Origin of the sequence: Mucilaginibacter sp. PAMB04274, assembly GCF_039634385.2 — a bacterium.
GTDB lineage: Bacteria > Bacteroidota > Bacteroidia > Sphingobacteriales > Sphingobacteriaceae > Mucilaginibacter.
In genome coordinates, this window is the sequence record NZ_CP155081.2 from 860,718 (window position 1) to 883,079 (window position 22,362).

15 protein-coding genes are annotated in these 22,362 nt (G+C 44.0%); 9 read left to right on the forward strand and 6 right to left on the reverse strand.

What is annotated here, in order from left to right:
* Window positions 1–9: 9 nt before the first annotated feature.
* Together sprA and ABDD95_RS03630 are read left to right on the forward strand one after the other, a co-directional pair.
* Window positions 10–7,059, forward strand: coding sequence for a cell surface protein SprA (sprA, locus tag ABDD95_RS03625; protein WP_345950538.1), 7,050 nt, complete (start codon window positions 10–12; stop codon window positions 7,057–7,059).
* A 77-nt stretch (window positions 7,060–7,136) separates the two neighbouring features.
* Window positions 7,137–7,619, forward strand: a complete 483-nt coding sequence (locus ABDD95_RS03630) for a hypothetical protein (RefSeq protein ID WP_345950539.1) — start codon at window positions 7,137–7,139, stop codon at window positions 7,617–7,619.
* A gap of 59 nt (window positions 7,620–7,678) precedes the next feature.
* Here ABDD95_RS03630 and ABDD95_RS03635 read toward each other — a convergent pair whose 3' ends face one another.
* Together ABDD95_RS03635 and ABDD95_RS03640 are read right to left on the reverse strand one after the other, a co-directional pair.
* Window positions 7,679–8,383, reverse strand: coding sequence for a head GIN domain-containing protein (locus tag ABDD95_RS03635; protein WP_345950540.1), 705 nt, complete (start codon window positions 8,381–8,383; stop codon window positions 7,679–7,681).
* A gap of 81 nt (window positions 8,384–8,464) precedes the next feature.
* Entirely contained in the window at window positions 8,465–10,240 is a 1,776-nt protein-coding gene (locus ABDD95_RS03640) for a hypothetical protein (protein ID WP_345950541.1), read from the reverse strand.
* 224 nt (window positions 10,241–10,464) lie between these two features.
* Here ABDD95_RS03640 and miaB point away from each other — a divergent pair, with 224 nt between their 5' ends.
* The 7 genes from miaB to groL all read left to right on the forward strand — a co-directional run bounded on the left by miaB (window position 10,465) and on the right by groL (window position 17,705).
* Window positions 10,465–11,910 (forward strand): tRNA (N6-isopentenyl adenosine(37)-C2)-methylthiotransferase MiaB, encoded by a 1,446-nt coding sequence (gene miaB, locus ABDD95_RS03645; RefSeq protein WP_345950542.1) that lies wholly within the window; start codon window positions 10,465–10,467, stop codon window positions 11,908–11,910.
* A 241-nt stretch (window positions 11,911–12,151) separates the two neighbouring features.
* Entirely contained in the window at window positions 12,152–13,387 is a 1,236-nt protein-coding gene (locus ABDD95_RS03650) for a sigma-54 dependent transcriptional regulator (RefSeq protein WP_345950543.1), read from the forward strand.
* Window positions 13,387–13,908 carry an LptE family protein gene (locus ABDD95_RS03655; protein ID WP_345950544.1) on the forward strand — a complete coding sequence of 174 codons (522 nt, stop codon included), beginning with the start codon at window positions 13,387–13,389 and terminating at the stop codon, window positions 13,906–13,908. The genes ABDD95_RS03650 and ABDD95_RS03655 overlap by 1 nt, the downstream gene beginning before the upstream one ends.
* A 22-nt stretch (window positions 13,909–13,930) precedes the next feature.
* Window positions 13,931–15,034: a hypothetical protein gene (locus ABDD95_RS03660; RefSeq protein WP_345950545.1), complete on the forward strand. Its 1,104-nt coding sequence runs from the start codon at window positions 13,931–13,933 to the stop codon at window positions 15,032–15,034.
* Window positions 15,035–15,042: 8 nt separating this feature from the next.
* Window positions 15,043–15,393, forward strand: a complete 351-nt coding sequence (gene secG, locus ABDD95_RS03665) for a preprotein translocase subunit SecG (protein ID WP_345950546.1) — start codon at window positions 15,043–15,045, stop codon at window positions 15,391–15,393.
* Between the two features lie 236 nt (window positions 15,394–15,629).
* Complete coding sequence (locus ABDD95_RS03670) at window positions 15,630–15,905, forward strand: co-chaperone GroES (protein WP_345950547.1); 276 nt, start codon at window positions 15,630–15,632, stop codon at window positions 15,903–15,905.
* A gap of 162 nt (window positions 15,906–16,067) precedes the next feature.
* Window positions 16,068–17,705: a chaperonin GroEL gene (gene groL / locus ABDD95_RS03675; protein WP_345952092.1), complete on the forward strand. Its 1,638-nt coding sequence runs from the start codon at window positions 16,068–16,070 to the stop codon at window positions 17,703–17,705.
* Window positions 17,706–18,116: 411 nt separating this feature from the next.
* Here groL and ABDD95_RS03680 read toward each other — a convergent pair whose 3' ends face one another.
* From ABDD95_RS03680 to ABDD95_RS03695, 4 genes are read right to left on the reverse strand one after another with little or no spacing between them, the layout of a single operon-like run.
* A complete protein-coding gene (locus tag ABDD95_RS03680; RefSeq protein WP_345950548.1) occupies window positions 18,117–19,463 on the reverse strand; it encodes a DUF58 domain-containing protein in 1,347 nt (448 codons plus the stop codon).
* 4 nt (window positions 19,464–19,467) lie between these two features.
* Window positions 19,468–20,445 (reverse strand): MoxR family ATPase, encoded by a 978-nt coding sequence (locus ABDD95_RS03685; protein ID WP_345950549.1) that lies wholly within the window; start codon window positions 20,443–20,445, stop codon window positions 19,468–19,470.
* Complete coding sequence (locus ABDD95_RS03690) at window positions 20,445–21,617, reverse strand: DUF4350 domain-containing protein (protein WP_345950550.1); 1,173 nt, start codon at window positions 21,615–21,617, stop codon at window positions 20,445–20,447. The genes ABDD95_RS03685 and ABDD95_RS03690 overlap by 1 nt, the downstream gene beginning before the upstream one ends.
* Window positions 21,614–22,360 (reverse strand): DUF4129 domain-containing protein, encoded by a 747-nt coding sequence (locus ABDD95_RS03695; RefSeq protein ID WP_345950551.1) that lies wholly within the window; start codon window positions 22,358–22,360, stop codon window positions 21,614–21,616. The genes ABDD95_RS03690 and ABDD95_RS03695 overlap by 4 nt, the downstream gene beginning before the upstream one ends.
* Window positions 22,361–22,362 lie beyond the last annotated feature (2 nt).

Here is a 22,362-nt window from a genome sequence, read left to right on the forward strand (position 1 = left end):
TAACGGTTCTTGATTCGAAATTTTACTGCAAGGTTTGTTGCATGGTTGGTGTTGTGGTCTGCTTGCAGCGGAATAAGTTTTGTTTTTGCCCAAAAAAAGCCTGCTGGCAGGAAGGACTCTGTTACCATCAGTGTTCCGTACCGCAACCAGCAATCTAAAAACGCGAAACTACGCGAGGGGCGCTTTGAGAACGATCCGCCGAATTTAGTGCGTACCATTCAGTATGATGCTTCATCCAATCGTTACATACTTATTGAGAAGGTGGGCAACTTGCTTTATCGAGCGCCCCGGTATTTAACCTTTACCGAATACCTGCAGCTAACTCAGCAGCAAAACCGCCGGGAGTACTTTAAAAAACTTGCTGACGATTATGCTTACAGTTCTCAGCAGCCTGGGTTTATTCCGCAAATAAAAATCAGGAGCCGTACTTTTGAGCAGATATTTGGTAGCAATACCATTGATATTCGTCCGCAAGGATCGGCCCAACTGGTATTTGCGGGTCAGGTAAACAGCAATCAAAACCCGCTGTTTAATACCCAGCAGCGCAAGCAGTTCAACTTCAATTTTGACCAGCGCATCCAAATGAATGTTACGGGTGCTATCGGCGATAAATTAAAGATTGCCACCAATTACAATACAGATGCCCAATTTCAGTTTGAGAACCAGGTAAAGCTCGACTATACCGGCCGACCTGACGAGATCATTCAAAAGATTGAGGCCGGTACGGTAAGCATGCCTTTGAACACCGCCCTTATTCGTGGCAGTCAGGCGCTGTTTGGCTTAAAAACCATGTTGAAATTTGGAAAGCTCGATGTAACCAGCATATTCTCCCAACAACGCTCACAAGCACGTACAATTACCATTACTAACGGTGCACAGCAAGGCGAGTTTAGGCTTACACCAGCCGATTATGAGGCCAACCGCCATTACTTTCTGTCACAGTATTTCAGAAACAATTATAACAGGGCTTTAGCAAATATTCCGCTCATCAGCACCAATGTGGTGGTTACCCGTGTGGAGGTTTGGACCACCAACCGAACTAATACTACTACCGATTCGCGCGATATCATCGGCTTGTTAGACTTAGGTGAGAACAGGCCATACAACACCGCTCAAATACAAGGCGGACCGGGCTTTTCGGGCTTGCCTGCAGGCTTCCAGGGGCCTGGTTTTACACAACAGTCTAACTCATTGTTAAACCGCTTATTCAGTTTACCAAACCAGGGGCGCTTGTCTAACTCTAATGATGTTGCTAATTTTTTCCAGTCATCTGGCGCTACTGATAACTATGCCAAGCTACCTTATGCGCGTAAATTAACCAGCAAGGAGTTTACGCTTCATCCGCAGTTGGGCTATATCTCCTTAAATTATCCGCTTAATAACGATGAGGTACTGGCAGTTGCCTACCGCTATACTTACAACGGTGTTGAATATCAGGTAGGGGAGTTCTCTAACGATATACCCGTTGACCCGGTAAACCCAAAAGCACTTTATGTGAAGTTGCTGAAGAACGAGATACTGAAAACTAATCTCCCCACCTGGGATCTGATGATGAAAAACATCTACTCGCTGGGTGCTTACCAGGTTAGCCCGGTAAACTTCAGGCTTACCATTGCCCGTTTGGACGACCGGACGAACATCGAGAAACAGAACATTGACGAGGGGGCCAACATAACCGGCAAGCGGTGGTTGCAACTTACCCGCCTGGATACCCTGAACCAGCAGAACGACCGCCTGCCTGAGGGCGACGGTTACTTTGACTTTTTGGAAGGTATTACGATTGATTCGCAGAACGGGCGTATCATGTTTCCGGTGGTAGAGCCATTTGGTAGCGACTTAGCTCGCAGGTTCAGGCCAACAGAGCAGGATTTGGTGAGGCGCTATGTATACCAGCCGCTGTACGATAGTACGCGTACTATTGCCCAGCAATACTTTCCACAGCTTAACCGGTATATTATTAAAGGTACTTATTCATCACAGTCCGGCTCAGAGTTTCAACTTAATGCGGTAAACATACCCCAGGGCTCGGTAGTAGTAAATGCCGGTGCACTGCGCTTGCAGGAAGGAACCGATTTTACCGTTGACTACAGTATTGGCCGTATAAGGGTTTTAAACCAGGCTCTGTTATCATCGGGCCAGCCGCTTACTATTAATATTGAGAATAACGAGCTCTTTGGCATCCAGCAAAAAACTTTGTATGGTTCCCGGTTTGATTACCGTGCCAGCCCTAAATTAGCCTTGGGTGGTACCATCATGCACTTAAGTGAGCAGCCGCTTACCCAAAAGCAAATCATTGGCGAGGAGTCGGTATCCAACACGATTATGGGCCTCGATGTTAATTATAGTACCGAGTCGCGCTGGTTAACGCGTTTGGTAGATCGATTACCATTCATCAATACCAAAGCACCCTCGTTCATTAACTTTTCGGGAGAGGTGGCGCGCCTTATGCCGGGCAGCCCCAGCGCAGTGAATTTTGCGGGCTCCAAAGGCGGTACATCCTACCTCGATGATTTTGAAAGCAGCCAATCCATTATCGACTTAAAAAGCGCCTTAAACTGGCAAATTTCGGGCACGCCGCAATTGTTCCCGGAGTCGCGTTTGTTTAACGATCTGAGTTATGGTTACAACCGTGCCCGCCTGGCCTTTTACAACATCGACCCTATATTTTACACATCCAGTTCTAACTTTAACATTACCCGGGCCGATCTGTCAAACCACTACGTGCGCCAGGTGCTCGAAACCGAGGTGTTGCCTTACCGACAATCGGTAACCGGCCAGCCCTTGATATTGCCTACGCTCGATTTGGCTTTTTACCCTAATACACGTGGTCAGTACAATTATACTACCACAGGCATCAGTCCGGATGGTACATTGCTCAATCCGCGTACGCGCTGGGGCGGTATGTTCCGCAAGCTGGAAACCAACGATTTTGAATCGCTCAACGTACAGTACATTGAGTTTTGGATGATGGACCCTTTCATTTACAAACCCAACTCACAAGGTGGTGATCTGTATTTAAACCTGGGCAGCATAACCGAAGATATTTTAAAAGACGGCCGTAAGTCAGTAGAAAACGGTTTGCCGCCCGACGGCAGCAATACGCAAACCGACGAAACTGTTTGGGGACGCGTGCCGCGCCTGCAGCCGGTTATTAATGCTTTTGATAATAACCCCGATGCCCGCCGTTTGCAGGATGTGGGTTTGGATGGCATGAATGATGCCGGCGAGCAAACCAAATTCTCCGGCTTTTTGCAGCAGGTAAGAACACAGCTTACACCACAAGCAGCCAACGCACTTACTGCCGACCCATCATCTGACAATTACCAATATTACCAGGGTTCGCAGCAGGATCAGAACCGGGCCGGCATTTTGCAGCGCTACAGCCGCTACAACGGTACCGAGGGTAACTCCAAAACTGCCGAGCAATCACAGGCCGAGCTGGGTGTTTCTACTTCCGCTTCAACCTCTCTGCCAGATGGGGAAGATCTGAACCGTGACAACAGCATGAGTCAGGCTGATGAATATTTTCAGTACAAGGTATCGGTAAGGCCGCAGGATTTGGTGGTGGGACAAAACTTTATAAACGATAAGGTAACCGCACAGGTTAAACTTGCTGATGGTACCACACAGAGTGTAAACTGGTACCAGTTCAGGGTGCCTATTTTAGCTTATCAATCGCGCGAGGGAAATATTCAGGACTTTAAGGCCATCCGCTACATGCGTATGTTCATGACCAACTTTGCCGATACAGCAGTGTTACGTATGGGTACGCTGCAATTGGTACGTGGCGAATGGCGCGGATATAACGTAGAGAACAATGCCACTAAGGTAATTGCCGATCCTGCACTGGTCAACGCGCCGATAGATAATTCGACCCTGAATGTACAAGCTGTAAACCTGGAGGCCAACGGTAACCGCAGCCCAATACCTTACGTACTGCCTCCGGGCATTGAACGTCAGCGCGATTATAACAACCTGCGTACTGATACCCGGTTAAATGAGCAGTCTCTTTCTTTAAATGTATTAAACCTGCGCAATGGTTATTCAAGGGCGGCATATCGTACTTTCTATAATGATTTACGTGCCTACAAACGCCTGCAAATGTTTGTGCACGCCGAGGGCGATCAGTTGAACGATAACGACCTGAGCGCTTTTATACGTTTGGGGGTTGATTACCAGGATAGCTATTACGAGTATGAGGTGCCGTTGAAAATAACTCGTCCGGGCACGTCAGACCCAGGAGCTATATGGCCTGAGGTTAATAATATAGACCTGGAGCTGGCGGCTTTAACACGTGCTAAGCTGGCTCGTGATAATGCCATAGCTACCGGTCAGGCTTCTTTAACGGTACCTTTTACCATAATGGAAGGCAACAACCGCATCACCATTAAAGGCCAGCCCGATTTGAGTCGTTTGCGTGCCATTATGCTGGGAGTACGTAATCCTTACAGGGCAACAGGTGGTTTTGATAAGTCGGCCATTGTGTGGTTTAACGAGTTGCGCTTAACCGATTTTGACCAGCGCGGCGGCTGGGCAGCCACTGCACGGCTTAACGCCAAGCTGGCCGATTTTGCCGACGTAACGTTGGCTGGCAGCAAAACTACTATCGGTTTTGGTTCTATTGAGCAGCGCGTAAGCGAGCGCAGCCGGAGCGACAACCAAACATTTGACGTAGCCGGCAGCCTGGAACTGGGCAAGTTCTTTCCGGCTAAAACGGGTGTACATATACCTATGTATGTTAACTTATCGCAACAGGTAGCCATGCCGCAATATAACCCGGCTCAGCCCGATGTGGAAATGAAAGATGCACTGCGCAATGCCCCAACCGATGAAAAGCGTGATGAAATAAAACGCACGGCTCAGGATTATACTATGCGCAAAAGCATCAACTTTACCAATGTGCACAAAGCTAAAACCAACCCCGCCGAGCCGGTACGCTTATGGGATGTAGAAAACTTAAATGCCACTTACGCTTACTCAGAGTATGAGCACCATGATTTTATAACTGAAAACGATAATCAAAAAATATACAAGGTGGCATTGGCTTATAACTACTTAAACCAAGCCAGGTATTATACGCCGCTCGAGAAGGTAATTAAAAGCAATATGCTCTCACTGCTGCGCGATTTCAACTTCAGTATTTTACCATCAAGGTTAAATTTTGCGATCAGTTTCGATAGATTTTATTCGGAGAATACCCTGCGTAATAACGACCCGAATAACTTTTTACCCATACCTACCACTACTTTCAACAAAAACTTTAACATTACCCGTGTTTATGGTATAGGCTGGAACCTCACCAAATCACTGCAAATGGATATTGACGCTACTAACCTATCGGTAGTGGATGAACCTGCCGGGCGGGTGAATGGTTTAAAGCGCGACACCCTGTGGGATAACCTGAAACGCCTGGGCCGCACCACTAATTACAACCATACCATCAATTTTAACTATACCGTGCCTATTAACAAGGTGCCGGGGCTGGATTGGGTAAGCACTATTGCACGTTACAGCACCAACTTTAACTGGCAAACCCAACCCAAATTTGCTATTGATGATGTCAACCTCAATGTGGGTAATACTATTCAAAATTCACGGTCGGTTCAAATTAACCCAACCCTTAACTTAACCGGGCTTTACAATAAGTTTGCTTACCTGCGCAAGTTTAACAATGCTGATGACAAGGGAACAAATAAAGCCAGTAAGCTACTGGTGGGTTTGCTGACCAGTGTTAAAAACCTTGGCGCAACGTATACCCGTAGCGAAGGCACTTATTTACCGGGCTACTTACCAACTACCTCATTTGCAGGTCAGGATTTTAGTTACAATGCACCCGGTATAGGCTTTTTGCTGGGCAGCCAGGCCGATCTGCGTCCTAAGGCCATTGCCAACGGCTGGTTAAGCAGAGATACCTTACAAAATCAGCTTTATTCGACCACGCTGAATGAGGATATGCACTTCCGGAGCACCATCAGGCCGTTTCCCGACTTAAATATAGAACTGACCGCCTTTCGTACACGCGACCGTAATTTTCAAACCAACTATAAGTACAACGCTGCATCAGGCGGTTTCGAGAGCTTAAGTCCCATCACGTCCGGGACATACAGTGTTTCTTTCCTCTCTATAGGTACAGCGTTTTCAAAAGAACAGGGTATCAACAAGTACTCCAGTACTTTCCAGGCCCTGTTGAATAACCGCCGTATAATATCGCAGCGTTTAGGGGCGCAAAACGCCAATTCGGGTGGTACTACCGCAGATGGTTATCGTGAAGGGTATGGGCCAAACCAGCAGGACGTATTAGTGTCTTCTTTCCTGGCGGCTTATAGTGGTAAGGATGCCAGCAAGTCGAGTCTGAACAGCTTTCCGCAAATACCTATCCCTAACTGGCAGCTTACCTATAATGGCTTAAGCAGAATTAGCTGGTTTAAAGAACTGTTTGATTCATTTGACCTACGCCATGGTTATCGTTCAACTTACAGCGTAAACAGCTTTAACTCGCTTATCCGTTACCGCGAAGTAAACGGTGCGCCAAGTGAACGTGATGTAAACAGCGATTTTTTGCCGTTTTACCAGTTTACGCAAGTAACCTTATTTGAACAGTTTGTGCCTTTGTTAGGAGTTGACATCCGCTTTAAAAATAGCATGACCGTAAATGCCGAATACCGTAACAGCCGTACCATGAGCCTGAGCTTGCTGAATAGCCAGCTGGCGCAGCAAAATGAAAATATTATGGTGTTTGGCTTTGGATATCGTACCCGTAACTTCAGGTTTCCGTTTGGTTTGCTCAGGAATTTTAAGCTGAATAACGATTTGAACTTTAAAATGGACTTTGCCCTGCGCGATAATAAGATTGTAATTTACCGTGCTGATGTGCAAACTGCCGAAATATCATCAGGCGCCAAAAATATCACCATCCGCCCGTCTATTGATTATGTGATTAACCAGCGTTTTAACTTCAACCTTTTCTACGACTCGAACATTACCAAGCCCTATACCTCACAAACATTTAACACGGCGTTTACCAACTTTGGCGTAAACTTGAAATTATTGCTGCAATAAGAGGAACGCTCAAGAGGTTAAATTTTATTGTTAATGTTATACTTTTAATGATTTATCGTATTGGCTGTAAAGTTATTATGATGAAGAAGATCGTGCTGGTTTTTACATTGTTGATAATTGTTGTTATTGCTTGCAAAAAGGACAAAACTAATAACAAAATTATAGGGCGGTGGGAAACCGAAGGAGCACCACAGCTTGCGGCCAATCACATACATGAGTTTTATCTTTTTGATAAACAGGGTAAGTACTACCTTACCAGGATGGTACAAGACCCCAATAGCTCCAATTATTTAGGTTATCTGCAATACACATCCGGCAGGTACCGGCTGCAAGGAAATACGATTCTATTTTATAATAAGGAGTCTTATATTAATGATCCGGTTAATGGGCCGTATGCCAGCCGGGATAAGTTGGTAAAAACAAACGATCCTGACGCATCTGCAAATTTCACCATCGAATCAAATGGTTTGCGACGGCTTGCCATATCCAGTATTTGCTCACCAAACGCCTTGTGCGTGGAGATCACATCGAGATACCAGTTTATAGCCGATGAGGACTAAACGAAAAAGGCACTGTGAATTCACAGTGCCTTTATTATATATATAATGGGGCGGTAAGTTTAGTTTGCCTTGGTTACCTTGCCCGATCCTATACTACGGCTTTCCACTTCGGCATTGCCTGTGTAAATAACCTGGCCCGATCCGGTGATATGAGCACTTACGTGTTTATCCGCCGCCACATATACCTGACCCGATCCTGTTATAACGGTCGAAGTTTTTTCGGTACCTAATGATTTACCCAGCACCTGGCCCGATCCCGTTACAACCATGCTGGCATCCTGGGCGCTGCCGCTCAGTTTAATAAAGCCTGAGCCACTTAATACGGCATGTAGGTCTTTAGTTTTTATATCGGTTGATATACTGCCCGAGCCGCTCATTACAGTCTTGAAGTGGTCGGTATTGATAGTGCCATCAACCTTAATGCTGCCCGATCCGCTGTTAATAAGCGTGTTTAAACTCTTGGCTGTAACATAAACTTCAACTTTGCCAATATTTCTGTCCCATTTAATGTCCTTCTTCAGTCTAATTTGTAAGGTCTCTTTCTCCACAACAGTTTCAATATATTGAAGTACATCTTCATCACCTGTAACGCGCACGCTCTCTGTGCCATTCAATACTACCTGCACCTGGAACGGCCCCGCCGAAGCCACCTTATCAAAGCTGCTTACCGGCCGGCTTTGTGCAGTAGTTTTTTGTGCTGATGCCTGCTGTCCGGCTATCATGAATAAGATAGCAATTGCGGTATAGATAAACTTTTTCATCATGTTATGAGGGTTGGTTTATTTACAAGACAGCAGTAAGACGGTATCCGTTGCACCAAATAAAGAAAATAATTTACTGACGCCTTAACGCCTGCCCTGCCGCCGGCGGCGCAGCTGCCTGCGTAACTCGCGTCTTTTTTTATCGTCTATACGTTGGGCTATATGCTGCTTTACCATTTTTTCAGTAGCTGCATCATAACCGGCTCCGGCTTTTATGCCTATGGCGAGGCTTTTCCACACCGTTTTAAAAAAGGGCGTATCGGGCTGGCGGATATAGGTAACATCAGTTTCGCGCGGTGTTCCGCCTAAAAAATCGGGATTATGTCGTTTTACAACAAGCGCATTAGCCAATATAGAAGCGATAGTACGATGACGGTAACGGTCGGCCAGGGTATCCATTTTCAGAATACGCACTTTTAAATCGTGGTACAAAAAGCTAACTTTTCCCTTGGTTTTATATCGGTCGGCCTTAAAATCAAATGATAGTCTATCCAGCTTGCCCGAGGCAATTTTTATGAGACCAAATGGCATGGTAGCCTTGTTCATCTTTTCCAAATCCATAGGGCCAACGCTGCCTTTATAGGTGAATGATTTGGCCGAATCGGTGAGGTTGAAAGATACTTCTGCCTCCACCGGGCCGCTTTCCATTAAGTACGAACGAAGCTTTACCAGTGTTATGGGGTTGCGCTTTAAAGCTGCACTATCATTTGTTATATTAAAAATACGGCCTTCAGTATTGTAAAAGGAGACGTAGCCCGGCTTATGCGACTTTTTACCGTACCCATTATACGTAATATGGATGCGATGCAGATCAACAGTATCCAACTTGAAATTACTTTTTACCTGCCTGATGGCGACGTGCGGATAAGTTATAAGCCGGTCGCCTTTTTTTGACTGGCCTTCGGGGTTTGAGAACACTGTTAAATTGCTGCGGCCTATTAAAAGCCGGGCAGCGTTAAGTGAACGCACTTTGTTATACTTCTTAAAATCAAATCCTGATAAGTTTAAGGTATCGGCATCAAACTGAAACCAGGTACGCACATGGCGGTTAAAAAAAACAGAATCTGCAGCGGGTAGTAAAGCTACACCTCTTGCCTTTAATTGCGAGGTAAGGGTTGAATATTGCAGCTGATTAATGCGGTAAGTATAAAGGCCATTATCTGCAGGCCGGCTAAAGTTATTCAGTTCGGCCTGTACGTCCTTAAAATAATAAAACCGTGTAGAATCGAATTGCGTAACCGAATCAATAAGCAGGTCTTTACCGGTTAGGTTCATTTCTTTTAGCTCCGATATATCCAGCTTGTTTCCGGAATAATCCTGGTAAGTTAGTTTTACATCGTTCAACATCACCTCACCTATATGTACCGATTTAAGTAAGCCCTTAATACGCTGCCAGGCGCTTATTTTTTTTTGCGATGGTTTGCTTAGCTGATGATTGAGCTGATAACTCACCCGTAGCTCTGGTGCGCTCAACACTATCTGCGTAATATCCAGCTTGCGTTTGTAGTATAATTTTAAAGGATGGATATGCTTAAAAACAATACGTTTCACTTTAAGCGTATACAAATTGTTAGGCGCTATACCACGGGCTAACTGCCTGTTGTAAACAGATAGGTTAGGTTTAAGCGTAAGATTATGAACAATTACCTTACCCTGAACAATGTGTAATTCTGCATCGGTGAAATCGGCTTGGTATAAGCTGTCTGAGCTGGCCAAAACAGTGTTGCGCAGCTCTGTAGCCAAAATAGGTGCCCAGTGCCGGTTTACAAAATAAGCCACTACCGTTACCATCAACAAAAATACTACGAAAGCGGCTGCTAAAAACTTTTGCCAAGTATGTCTTAAAAAGGATAATTTCATTTATGCTCGGCCCCCATCACACCTTAAGCCGGGTGTGGCATCAATAGTTCTCATTTTCCTTCCCAAAATAGCTATTTGTTGCCACACCTAAAAACTAAATTCTTAGCTAATAAAAGTATTGTTCTATCAGCTTTTGCAACATATCCGATTTTTACAAAATGCTGCCAATCTGTCACGCTATTATTTAAATTTTGTGTATTTTTGCAACTCAAAAATTTTAACAAATGATGGATTTGCTAATTCCGGAAAAAACACATGATGAAAGCAGGCAAGGTGAAGCGTTGATGCTGGAGCAAACCCCTGAAAAATATAGTGGCCGTAAACTTTACATTGAAAGTTATGGCTGCGCCATGAATTTCTCGGACAGTGAAATTGTTGCATCTATTTTATTAGATAAAGGCTTTGAAACCACCAAAGACTTTAACAATGCCGACGTGATTTTTATAAATACCTGCTCTATTCGCGAAAATGCCGAGCAACGTGTGCGCAACCGCTTAAAAGAATTTACGATTGCAAAAGTTAAAAATCCGGGTATGATTGTGGGGGTACTCGGCTGTATGGCCGAGCGCCTGAAAGCAAAGTTTCTGGAAGAAGAAAAGCTGGTTGATGTGGTGGTAGGTCCTGATGCTTACCGTGATTTACCAAACCTGATAGACCAGGTAGACGACGGACAGAAAGCCGTTAACGTATTACTATCACGTGAGGAAACTTATGCAGATATTAATCCGGTTAGGTTAAATACTAATGGTATTAATGCCTTTGTATCTATTATGCGTGGCTGCGACAACATGTGCTCATTCTGTGTTGTGCCGTTTACCCGGGGCCGCGAACGCAGCCGCGATCCGCAGTCTATTATAAAAGAATGTACCGATCTGTTTAACCAAGGCTACCGCGAGGTTACCTTGTTAGGGCAGAATGTGGATTCGTATAAATGGAAGCCTGATACCAGCGAAAGTGAAGAAGTATCAATTAACGATATTAAGGGAACCAACTTTGCACAGCTGCTGGAGATGGTAGCATTGATTAATCCTGATTTACGGGTTCGTTTTTCTACCTCACACCCTAAAGATATTACCGATGAGGTGTTGTATACCATTGCCAAACACGATAATATTTGCCAGTATATTCACCTGCCGGTACAATCTGGTAACAGCCGTGTGCTGGAGCTGATGAACCGCACTTATGACCGTGAATGGTATATGAACCGGGTAGAAGCCATTCGCCGCATTATTCCGGGTTGTGCCATATCAACCGATGTAATAGCCGGCTTTTGCAGTGAAACGGAAGAAGAACATCAGGATACATTAAGCATGATGGATTTTGTACAGTATGATTATGCGTATATGTTCATGTACTCGGAACGCCCTGGCACGCTGGCTGCCAAGCGTTATGCCGACGATATACCCGAGGCTATAAAAAGCCGCCGTTTGAAGGAAATAGTAATTAAGCAGCAACAACATTCGCATTTGCGTTTGCAGGCACAGGTTGGTAAAGTGCAAAGGGTACTGATTGAGGGATTTTCAAAAAAATCAAACCTCGATTATTGCGGCCGCAGCGATAACAATGCTATGGTAGTTTTTCCGGTTAGTGAAAACTATAAGCCAGGTCAGTATGTAAACGTATTAATAGACCGGTGCACAACCGCAACACTGTTAGGAAAGGTTATATAGATTCAAGAGTACAGAGTCAGTAATCCATTTTGCGGAATTTTTATTGAAGGTCGGTTTCTTCATTATGAGTTATAAGCTCAATTAATAATTTACCAAGGAAGAAAAAATATAGGAATGTTGAATTATTGATTAACGGTTTAGCTACAACTGAATAAACTCAAGAGATGCTGTTCTCTTTTTAGAGAATATATACTTAGCGACAAGAGCGTTAGTCTTGATTCTATACTCTTTATTCTAATCTATGAACGTACAGGAAATTAAACAACGCTTTGGTATCATCGGCAGTTCGCCGTTGCTTAACCGGGCTATAGATATTGCAAACCAGGTAGCACCTACCGATATTTCGGTACTCATTACCGGGGAGAGTGGTAGCGGTAAAGAGGCTTTTTCGCATATCATTCATCAGTTAAGTGCACGCAAGCATGGGCCTTTTATTGCCGTAAACTGTGGTGCCATACCCGAGGGTACAATCGATTCGGAGCTTTTTGGTCATGAAAAAGGTGCCTACACGGGAGCTGTTGGCGAGCGTAAAGGGTACTTTGAAACCGTAAACGGCGGCACTATATTTTTAGATGAGATAGGGGAGATGCCATTGGGTACCCAAGCGCGTTTGTTACGTGTGCTGGAGTCGGGGCAGTTTATCCGCGTGGGCTCATCCAAAGTAGAGAAAACCAACGTGCGTGTTATAGCAGCTACCAACGTTGATGTGTATGAGGCTGTAAAAGCAGGCAAGTTTCGCGAAGACTTATATTATCGTTTAAATACCGTTCCGTTGCGTATACCACCTTTGCGCGACCGGAAAGAAGATATTATTTTGCTGTTTCGTAAATTTTCGGCCGATTTTACCGACAAATACCGAACGCCAGGCTTACACCTGGACGAAAGCGCTCAGCAGGTATTGGTTAGCTATACGTGGCCAGGTAACGTGCGCCAGCTAAAAAACGTAGCCGAGCAGTTGGCCGTGTTAGAGCGAGATCGTACCATTAACGCAGCTACCTTACTTACTTATATGCCGCAAGAGGCCGGCCGTAGTAATTTACCCATGCGACTGGACAACCAGCCGCGCGAAGACTTCTCAGAGCGGGACTTGTTATATAAGGTGCTTTTTGATATGAAGCGGGATATGGTGGAACTTAAAAAGCTGGTAGCCGAGATAATTGAACACGGCGGTGCTCCTGGCTCATATACGCCCAGCAGCACGCAAACGCTTAATCAACTTTATCATGATATTGAGCTGCCGGCTCGTCCCGAAGCACAATTTACCATCCAACAGCCCGTTGTAAATAATCATAAGAACGAAACTGTGATTACCCCGCATGCTGAAGAGGTAGAAGAGTCCTTATCACTTATCGAAAAGGAATCTGACTTGATACGCAAGGCGCTTAAAAAGCACAAAGGGAAGCGCAAACTTGCAGCCAATGAGCTGGGTATATCGGAGCGGACGCTGTACCGTAAAATAAAAGAATTAAACCTGTAATGTTTAAAAAGAAACTATTGTGCTTTGCTATATTGATGATAGGCATGATCTACTCATCGTGCTCCGTTACGCTTAACGGCGCTTCCATACCGCGCGATATGCAAACCATTAACATCGTGTTTTTTGAAAACACGGCCCCATTAGTGGTTAGCAATATGAGTCAATCTTTTACCGAGGCGCTTAAGGAGCGTATACGCTCGCAAAGCAGGCTTAGTATTGTGAGAGGTGATGCTGATGCTATAATGGAAGGGGCAATAACCGGCTTTAGCTATGCGCCGGTATCTGTACAGGCTACCGATAATAATACGGCGCCAAGGGCTACCGCCACACGTTTAACCATAACCGTTAACGTAAAGTACACCAATAACAAAGACAAAAAGCTATCGCCTGACTTTGAGCAATCATTTTCACGCTATACCGATTTTACCGGTGATATTAACTCGCAGGAACAAAACCTGATCAGAATTATCAACCAGCAGTTAACAGAGGATATTTTTAACAAAGCCTTTGCTAACTGGTAATCATTTTATTAGTTTCAACCACGTGCAACAAGATATCAGCCATAATCCTACCGATCTTTTAAAGCAGGTGCTTAGCAGTACAGCCAAGCTTACCGATGCGCATAGGGATAGTTTGCAAACTTTGTTGTATAGCTTTCCGCAGTGCGGGGTGTTGCATGCCATACAAGCACGGTTGGGCAACGCAACGCAACTAAGCGAAGCCGCTGCCTGGTTTGGTGATAGTATGTTACTTCAAAAAGTAATCAAATCACCCGAGAAGTTACCAGCTGTATCTCCCGCTCAAATTATATTTAAAGAGAATAAGATAAAAGCCCGGCCGGCTGTAGACGTGGCTGAGGCTCCTGTTATTGTTACAGAGCCTGCAGTGCAGCCTGCTACAGAAGCTTTTGTATCCAAAGAGCCGGAACCTGCCGATGCTTATGAAAATATTAAAAACGATGCTCCCGTTGCAACACCGGATGCCGGGCCCGTTGCAAAAGTTGAAAGTAACGACAGAGCAGATCAACCGCTAAGGCCTATTTTTAAAGATGAACCTTTAGACGAAACACAGCAGCTGATTATTGAAAGCATTGCCGCTAATGACTACTTTGTGTTTGATCAGGCTTTTGTTGAGCGTAACCAGCCCAACCCCGAACCCGAAGTGCTTGTTCAACCTGTTGCCGAGCCTAAAGTAGAGCAGCCGACTATGGAAGAGGGCCAGGTTACCCGCTACCACGACGATAAAATGCCTTACAGCTTTTTGTGGTGGTTAGATAAAACCCGCAGCAAACACAGCTCTATGTACCGGCCTTATGCCGGTTCTACTGCTGGTAACTCTTTAAGGCCGGTAACCGAATCCAAGCCAGAAGCCGAGGAGCATAAAACAGACGATATTGTTGATCGCTTTATACAGGAAGAACCTCAAATGAAGCCGCCCACCAGCGATAAAATTGATACCGAAAATAAAGCCAAACATAGTGCCGAGGATCAGGAAGAATTGATTACCGAAACGTTAGCCCGTATTTATGCCGACCAAATGTTATATTCCAAAGCTATAGCTGCTTATAAAATATTAATGTTGAAAAATCCGGAAAAAAGACGTTACTTTGCCAGCCAGATTGAAGTTTTAGAAAAGAAAATTAATTAGCATATAAAATGTATTTAGTATTATTAATTGTTGCCATCCTGGTTTGTATACTATTAGGCGTAATTGTATTAATTCAAAACCCTAAAGGTGGCGGCCTGTCTTCAAACTTTTCAAGCTCATCACAGCTATTAGGCGTTCAAAAAACAGGTGATATTCTTGAAAAAGGTACCTGGATCTTGGCTATAATGCTGATGGTATTGTCATTAGCGGTAAACGTAGCTATTAAAAGCGGCGGTACAAGTGCTGGTGGTTCAGAGTACCGGGATCAGATCCAAAAGGCATCTAAGCCGAGCGGTCCGGTTGGTACTACAGCTCCATTGAGCCTGCCTGCTAAACCAGCTGATACAACCAAGAAATAAAGTATAACAATAAATTAACAGAAAAGGCTTCGGTACTACCGAAGCCTTTTTTAGTTTTATACTGTCCTGTCATCATGGCATTGTCACACCGGTGTAAAGTCAAAATTTCTTTGCCTTTTTAGGCTTAATATTTTGCAACTGACAACTCAACAGTTAAAGCATGTCATTTACACGGTTGGCATAATTAGTGATGAATGGCAATCAAACATTCAATCAATTTATAATTAATTATAGTTATGTCATTAAACATTAAACCTATTGGCGACAGAGTAGTAGTGGAAGCTGCTCCTGCCGAAGAAAAGACTGCGTCTGGTATCTTCATTCCGGATACTGCTAAAGAAAAACCTCAACAAGGTACTGTAGTAGCTGTTGGTGACGGTAAAAAAGATGAGCCTATGACTGTTAAAGTAGGTGATAAAGTGTTATACAGCAAATACGGCGGTACCGAAATTACAATTGATGGTAATGAGTACCTGATGATGCGTGAATCTGACATTTACGGCATACTGTAAATTCAGATGTGAGACGTTAGATAGGAGATTTGAGACAGCTTCTTTTTTCTTGCATCTAACGCAGATTACTTAGTTCAAATAAATTTATTAAAACATAGGGGTTTGAAATTGCAGATGAGAGTTTAATCTCAAATCTCAGTACTCAAATCTCAAACTCAACAAATCATGGCAAAACAAGTTAAATACAACGTTGAAGCACGTGACGCTTTAAAACGTGGCGTGGATATTTTAGCTAACGCAGTTAAAGTAACCTTAGGTCCTAAAGGTCGTAACGTTATTATCGACAAAAAATTCGGTTCACCAGCTATTACTAAAGATGGTGTAACTGTGGCTAAAGAAATCGAATTAAAAGATGCTTTAGAAAACATGGGTGCCCAAATGGTGAAAGAAGTAGCCTCAAAAACTGCTGATATTGCAGGTGATGGTACTACTACTGCAACTGTACTGGCTCAGGCAATTGTAACTGCAGGTATTAAAAACGTAGCTGCTGGCGCTAACCCAATGGATCTTAAACGTGGTATTGACAAAGCAGTAGCTGCCGTGGTAGCTAACCTGAAAGAGCAATCACAAGCAGTGGGTGATGACAATAACAAAATTAAACAAGTAGCCAGTATTTCGGCTAACAATGATGAGGTTATTGGTACCCTGATTGCCGATGCAATGGGCAAAGTTGGTAAAGACGGTGTAATTACTGTTGAAGAAGCTAAAGGTACTGAAACCGAAGTTAGAACTGTAGAAGGTATGCAGTTTGACCGTGGTTACCTTTCTCCGTACTTTGTAACCAATGCTGATAAAATGGAAGCAGAACTGGATAATCCTTACATCCTGATCTACGACAAAAAGATTTCTTCAATGAAGGAATTGCTTCCAATCCTTGAAAAACAAGTGCAAACCGGCAAACCACTGGTTATTATCTCTGAAGATTTAGATGGTGAAGCTTTAGCTACTTTAGTAGTTAACAAAATTCGTGGTTCACTGAAAGTAGCTGCTGTTAAAGCGCCTGGTTTTGGTGACCGTCGTAAAGCTATGTTAGAAGACCTTGCTATCTTGACCGGTGGTACCGTTATTTCTGAAGAGCGTGGTTACAAATTAGAAAATGCAGACCTGACTTACTTAGGTACTGCTGAAAAAGTAGTTATTGACAAAGACAATACTACTGTTATTAACGGTTTTGGTGACGCTGAAAGCATTAAAGCCCGCGTAAACCAAATCAAAGCTCAAATTGAAACTACTACATCTGATTACGATAAAGAAAAACTGCAAGAGCGTTTAGCTAAATTATCAGGTGGCGTGGCTGTATTATATGTAGGTGCAGCTACCGAGGTTGAAATGAAAGAGAAAAAAGACCGTGTTGATGATGCATTACACGCAACACGCGCTGCGGTTGAAGAAGGTATCGTTGCTGGTGGTGGTGTAGCCTTCATCCGTGCGGTTGCTGCCTTAGCAGATCTGCAAGGTGCTAATGAAGACGAGAAAACAGGTATCCAAATTATCAGACGTGCTATAGAAGAGCCTTTACGTCAGATTTGCGAAAACGCAGGTATCGAAGGTTCAATCGTTGTTCAAAAAGTTAAAGAAGGCACTGCCGACTTTGGTTACAATGCACGTACCGATAAATACGAGAACCTAATTGGTGCTGGTGTTATCGATCCAACTAAAGTATCACGCGTAGCTTTAGAAAATGCTGCTTCTATTTCATCAATGCTATTAACTACCGAGTGTGTGTTGGCTGATGATCCTGAAGATGAAAAAGCCGGTGCAGGCGCTCCTCCAATGGGCGGCATGGGCGGTATGATGTAATCATCATACGCGTTATAATATATACAATAAAGAAACCCTGTCTGATTTTTCAGACAGGGTTTCTTGTTTTTAGAACCGCATGTTTACGAAAAAGTGCGTTTTAGGTTGTAATTTATTAATCAAATGATTAACTAATGACAAATTTTGCTTGAGACAACTGTATTTTTGTAGAAAATAATCAATAATCATCCGCAGGCATATCATTTGATATGTAAGCAGTATTATGAAACACATTACCCAAAGAAAGAAGCAGTTGCAGACAAGGATATTTGAATGGGTTATCATCAAAGGTCCTGAGTTGTTCGTGAGTTTAATGTCGTAGGTTAAACGCTTGCTACTGTATTTTTATAGCTTTAGCGTATTCTTCCAATCGGCTCGGCCTTATCCAGTAATAAAGTTTAAGCGTTCTGTTTAAATTTTTTGCCTTGCCTTTAGTTCCAAATAGCGGTTCACCGCATTCACTGTTAAATTTTGTGGCGTTGTTAGTATGGATTGTATGCCATGCTTGGCCAATTCTTTAACAATCAGTTTTTTATCATAAGCAAACTTTTCGGCAATCGTTTTTATGTAAATGCCCTCCACATCGGTAGCTGGCTCCTGGCTTACCTTTTTAAGCTCCGTATTCTCAAAAAACACCACCAGCAGTAAATGAAAGCTGGCTATCCGTTTCAAAAAAGGCAAATGCCGTTGCAGGGCCGAGAGGCTTTCATAATTGGTGAAGAATACCACAAGGCTGCGCTGCTTAATAACGCGTCTAACCGTGCTGTATAACATTTCCATATTGGTTTCCAGGTAGCGTGTCTTCTCCTTGTAAAGTACTTCTAATATTTTGTTTATGTGGGCAGGCTTGCGCTCGGCAGGTATAACAGCGCCCGTGCGTTCACCTATAGTAATAAGTCCGGCTTTATCCTCTTTAAGCAAAGCCACGTTAGATAGTACTAAACTGGCGTTAATGGCATAATCAAGCAGGCTTAGCCCTTCAAACGGCATCTTCATAGCCCTTGATTTATCAACAATGCAGTACACCTGCTGCGATTTCTCGTCAGTATAAGAATTGGTCATGAGGCTGCCTTGGCGTGCAGATGCTTTCCAGTTAATGTCGCGGTAATCATCGCCGGGCACATAAGTTTTGATCTGCTCAAACTCCATGCTGTTACCCAGCCTTCTTATCTTTTTTATCCCCAGTTCATTCAGTCGGTTAGAAATGGCCATCAGCTCATACTGCCGCATCTGTAAAAAAGAGGGGTAAACGGGTAAAACTTCTTCTTCTTTAAAATTATAACGCCGGCTTAGCAAGCCAATAGGGGAGTGCACAAACACACGTATCAATCCAAAATCATACTCACCGCGTTTAAGCGGCTTTAGTATATAGGTTAATGTCTTATTCCTGCGCGGTTGAACGCTGGTTTTAAACCAAACGTCGCGTTTTTGAAACTGGTGCGGAATTTCGTCGATAATGCCTGCTTGTATTGTGAATGGGTAAAAATTCTCTATGTAAACAGCCAGCTCATTCTCATCGCCGTTGCTGAGCCGATCGGGTGCTTGCCTGCGGGCAAATACGCCGTTGCGGGTACGGTATAGCAATAATATATCAAGCAGCATTAAAACCATCAATGTCCCAAAGAACAGGTAAGGCAAAATGCCCAGCCATTCCATAAAAAAGCTTACAACAAATATTATGCTGCAACCTATCAGCGCGGCCGTTAAGCGGCGGGTTAAAAACAAGTTGGTATAAAACAGGCTGATAAGGTTTTTCACTTGCTTAGCGGGGTATTTCTATTTTCTGAATTATTTGAGCAACCACCTCGTCAGGGGTAACGCCTTCCATTTCCTTATCGGGCGTAAGCATAATACGGTGCCGTAACACGGCAGGGGCAACCCATATAATGTCTTCGGGCGTAACAAAATCGCGGCCTTTCATAGCGGCAAGTGCTTTAGCACCACTTACTATAGCCAGTGAGGCCCGTGGCGATCCACCCAAATAAAGTGATTTATTGTTGCGGCTTTCATGAATAATCTTGGCCACAAACTCAAGTAGCTTAGGTTCCACATAAAGCTCACGCACCTGCTGCCGTATGCTGATAATATCCTGTGCAGACAATACCGGCTGAATATCGGTAAGCTGCAGTGCGGTTTTTTGCTGATGCTGACGGGTTAATATGGCTATCTCGTCTTCAAGTGTTGGGTACTTTACCTCAACTTTAAATAAGAAGCGGTCTAATTGCGCCTCTGGCAGGCGGTAGGTGCCTTCTTGCTCAACGGGGTTTTGGGTAGCCAGTATAATAAAAGGTTCATGCAAAGGGTAAACATGGCCATCTACTGTAATTTGCCGCTCTTCCATTACCTCAAACAAGGCCGACTGTGTTTTAGCCGGGGCTCTGTTCACCTCGTCAATCAGTACAATGTTTCCAAATACAGGTCCGCGTCTAAACTCAAAATCAGTGGTTTTGGGATTGAATACCGATGTGCCTATCACATCCGAAGGCATTAAATCGGGCGTAAACTGAATGCGGGAGTACTGAGCGTCAATAGCTTTGGCAATGAGTTTGGCCGTTAAGGTTTTAGCTACGCCGGGCACGCCCTCAATAAGCAGGTGGCCATCGGCTAGTATGCCGGCAATCAGCAAATCAACGGTCTCCTGCTGGCCTACTACTATTTTGCCAATGGTGGCTTTAATTTGCTCAACCGCATGGCTCAGTTTGCTCAGATCAGTTCTTTGTTCAAATATTTCTTCTTCCATTATTTTCCGGTTTGAGAATAAAAGTTTTCTATAGCTTGGTTCAGTGCAATAAGCTCGCTGTCGGTTACTTTTTGTTGCACATGGGTATAATTAATCAGGTTAACCAGTTCGCGGGCAAAGGTTGGCTCAATGCCGGTTTTGTTCGCTAAGGCATCGGTAAATTCCTTATTCAGTACGCTGGTTTTTAAATAGTAGGCAGTGCGCCAATGCTCCAGTAGGTAAGTGATCTTTTTGTGCGCAATGTTGCTGTTATCACGCTGCTCATAATAAACCTGGCCCACTACGTTCACAAAGTCGAGCGTGTTATTGCGGAGGGGTTCTATAACCGGTATGATACGCTGGCGGCGCTTTGCCTCGTAAATAATATATACAAGAGCAGTAATTAAGCTAATGTAGTAAGCCCACCGCAAACTATCATGGCTAAAAATTACCCGCAAAGGCGAGTCATCAAAAGGTATATCCTTATTCTGATACTGGTCCCAGTAAACGTTAGCTGCTGCTGGCAGATAGGAAAGCGCCTTGGCAGCGTAATCGGCACCCTGATCAGACAGTAAGCTGTAATTGGTAAACAGCTGCGGATTAGCGCTCAAATATAAATGCCCCTTACCAAAAGCAAAGCTGAGGTAATTGGCATGCTTCATAGAATTTTGACCTAACACTACAGCATGTGCAGTATCAAACCTGCTAAAATACTGGTTGCATATATCGCGCTGGAAAGTGTAATTGGCGGCCTTTTTTAGCTGCGGGTTTACCAGGTTAATGGCCACATTGCTTTTACCATACTCGGCATTGGTGTGCAGTTTAAGCGTATCGGGCAAAATGCCATCCCACACAAACGCCGACATGAAGACGTTGTTGCCGGCCTTTATGAATTTCACTAGTTCCGCATAATCATACTTCGTTAAATCGATAGTTTTAGCTATGATGAAGTAGTTGCCCTGTAGGTTTTTCTGATGCAGTGCGTTGTACAATGGCTCATTAGTACGTATCACCTTGCCGGTAGGGTATAGGTTTACGAGTTGCTGGTGCAGTACGTAAGTACCAAACGGAATTTTATCGCCGTATGACAAGGTAGACTGCCAGTTTACCGGCTTGGGTTTGTTATACTCGGCTAATAAGTACGCCGCCAACAATATAGCCCCTATCCATGTGATTACTTTAAAATCTTTCATGACAGGGTTTGTTTAAAGTTACCAAATAAGGCACTGATGTTTTGAAATGCCGAATTGTTGATCATAAATTCACCATACCACACAAACTCAAACTGGCGTGTAAGTACAGTGAAAGCCTCACGCTGTTCAGGGTTGGTTAACTCTTCAATATAGGCGGCATTGGTTTTATCGATTTGCCAGTTTATCAAACCTGCATCATTGAGCTGTTTTAATGAGCGCAGGTAAAGCAGCCTCACGGCTAAACGATAGTTGTGCTGAGCAATGGCCTTGTCAATATCGGTATCAAAGTTTATCTCATGGATGTTTTCAAGCGTCTCCTCGTACGGCACGCTGGCATCTGCAGGCTTACGCTTAAACAGGCCGGTTACATCAACACCTACCAGCCTCAGGATAATAAATGCAATGGCAGCTATGCCCAAGGCAATAAAAAAGTATTTTAATACAGTGAACAGTATATTGGTTTCGGGCCTGAATTTAGGCATAGTAAACAGATGCCAGAACCAGCGCCAAAAGCGGGTCCAGAGTGATGGGCCCGAGGCTTCTTCATCATACCTAAAATCGGGCTTTTGTTTGAGCCGGGCTAACTGTGCTGCATCAAAATGCCGTACTTGTACTACCGAACTATCGGTACGGAGTACGGCTTTGGCCTTAGTTTTAGCTATAGGCACCAGTTTTACAGGTTGGCCCGCCTTAACGGTTGCAAATGGTATAAAAAGAAGTAGCAATAAGTACAGAAAGCGCATTC

Excerpts from the sequence above, each read along its gene's own strand:
- ABDD95_RS03630 (WP_345950539.1), top strand. The coding sequence starts at position 7,137 with ATGATGAAGAAGATCGTGCTGGTTTTTACATTGTTGATAATTGTTGTT.
- ABDD95_RS03635 (WP_345950540.1), bottom strand. The coding sequence starts at position 8,383 with ATGATGAAAAAGTTTATCTATACCGCAATTGCTATCTTATTCATGATA.
- ABDD95_RS03640 (WP_345950541.1), bottom strand. The coding sequence starts at position 10,240 with ATGAAATTATCCTTTTTAAGACATACTTGGCAAAAGTTTTTAGCAGCC.
- miaB (WP_345950542.1), top strand. The coding sequence starts at position 10,465 with ATGATGGATTTGCTAATTCCGGAAAAAACACATGATGAAAGCAGGCAA.
- ABDD95_RS03650 (WP_345950543.1), top strand. The coding sequence starts at position 12,152 with ATGAACGTACAGGAAATTAAACAACGCTTTGGTATCATCGGCAGTTCG.
- ABDD95_RS03655 (WP_345950544.1), top strand. The coding sequence starts at position 13,387 with ATGTTTAAAAAGAAACTATTGTGCTTTGCTATATTGATGATAGGCATG.
- secG (WP_345950546.1), top strand. The coding sequence starts at position 15,043 with ATGTATTTAGTATTATTAATTGTTGCCATCCTGGTTTGTATACTATTA.
- ABDD95_RS03670 (WP_345950547.1), top strand. The coding sequence starts at position 15,630 with ATGTCATTAAACATTAAACCTATTGGCGACAGAGTAGTAGTGGAAGCT.
- ABDD95_RS03685 (WP_345950549.1), bottom strand. The coding sequence starts at position 20,445 with ATGGAAGAAGAAATATTTGAACAAAGAACTGATCTGAGCAAACTGAGC.
- ABDD95_RS03690 (WP_345950550.1), bottom strand. The coding sequence starts at position 21,617 with ATGAAAGATTTTAAAGTAATCACATGGATAGGGGCTATATTGTTGGCG.
- ABDD95_RS03695 (WP_345950551.1), bottom strand. The coding sequence starts at position 22,360 with ATGCGCTTTCTGTACTTATTGCTACTTCTTTTTATACCATTTGCAACC.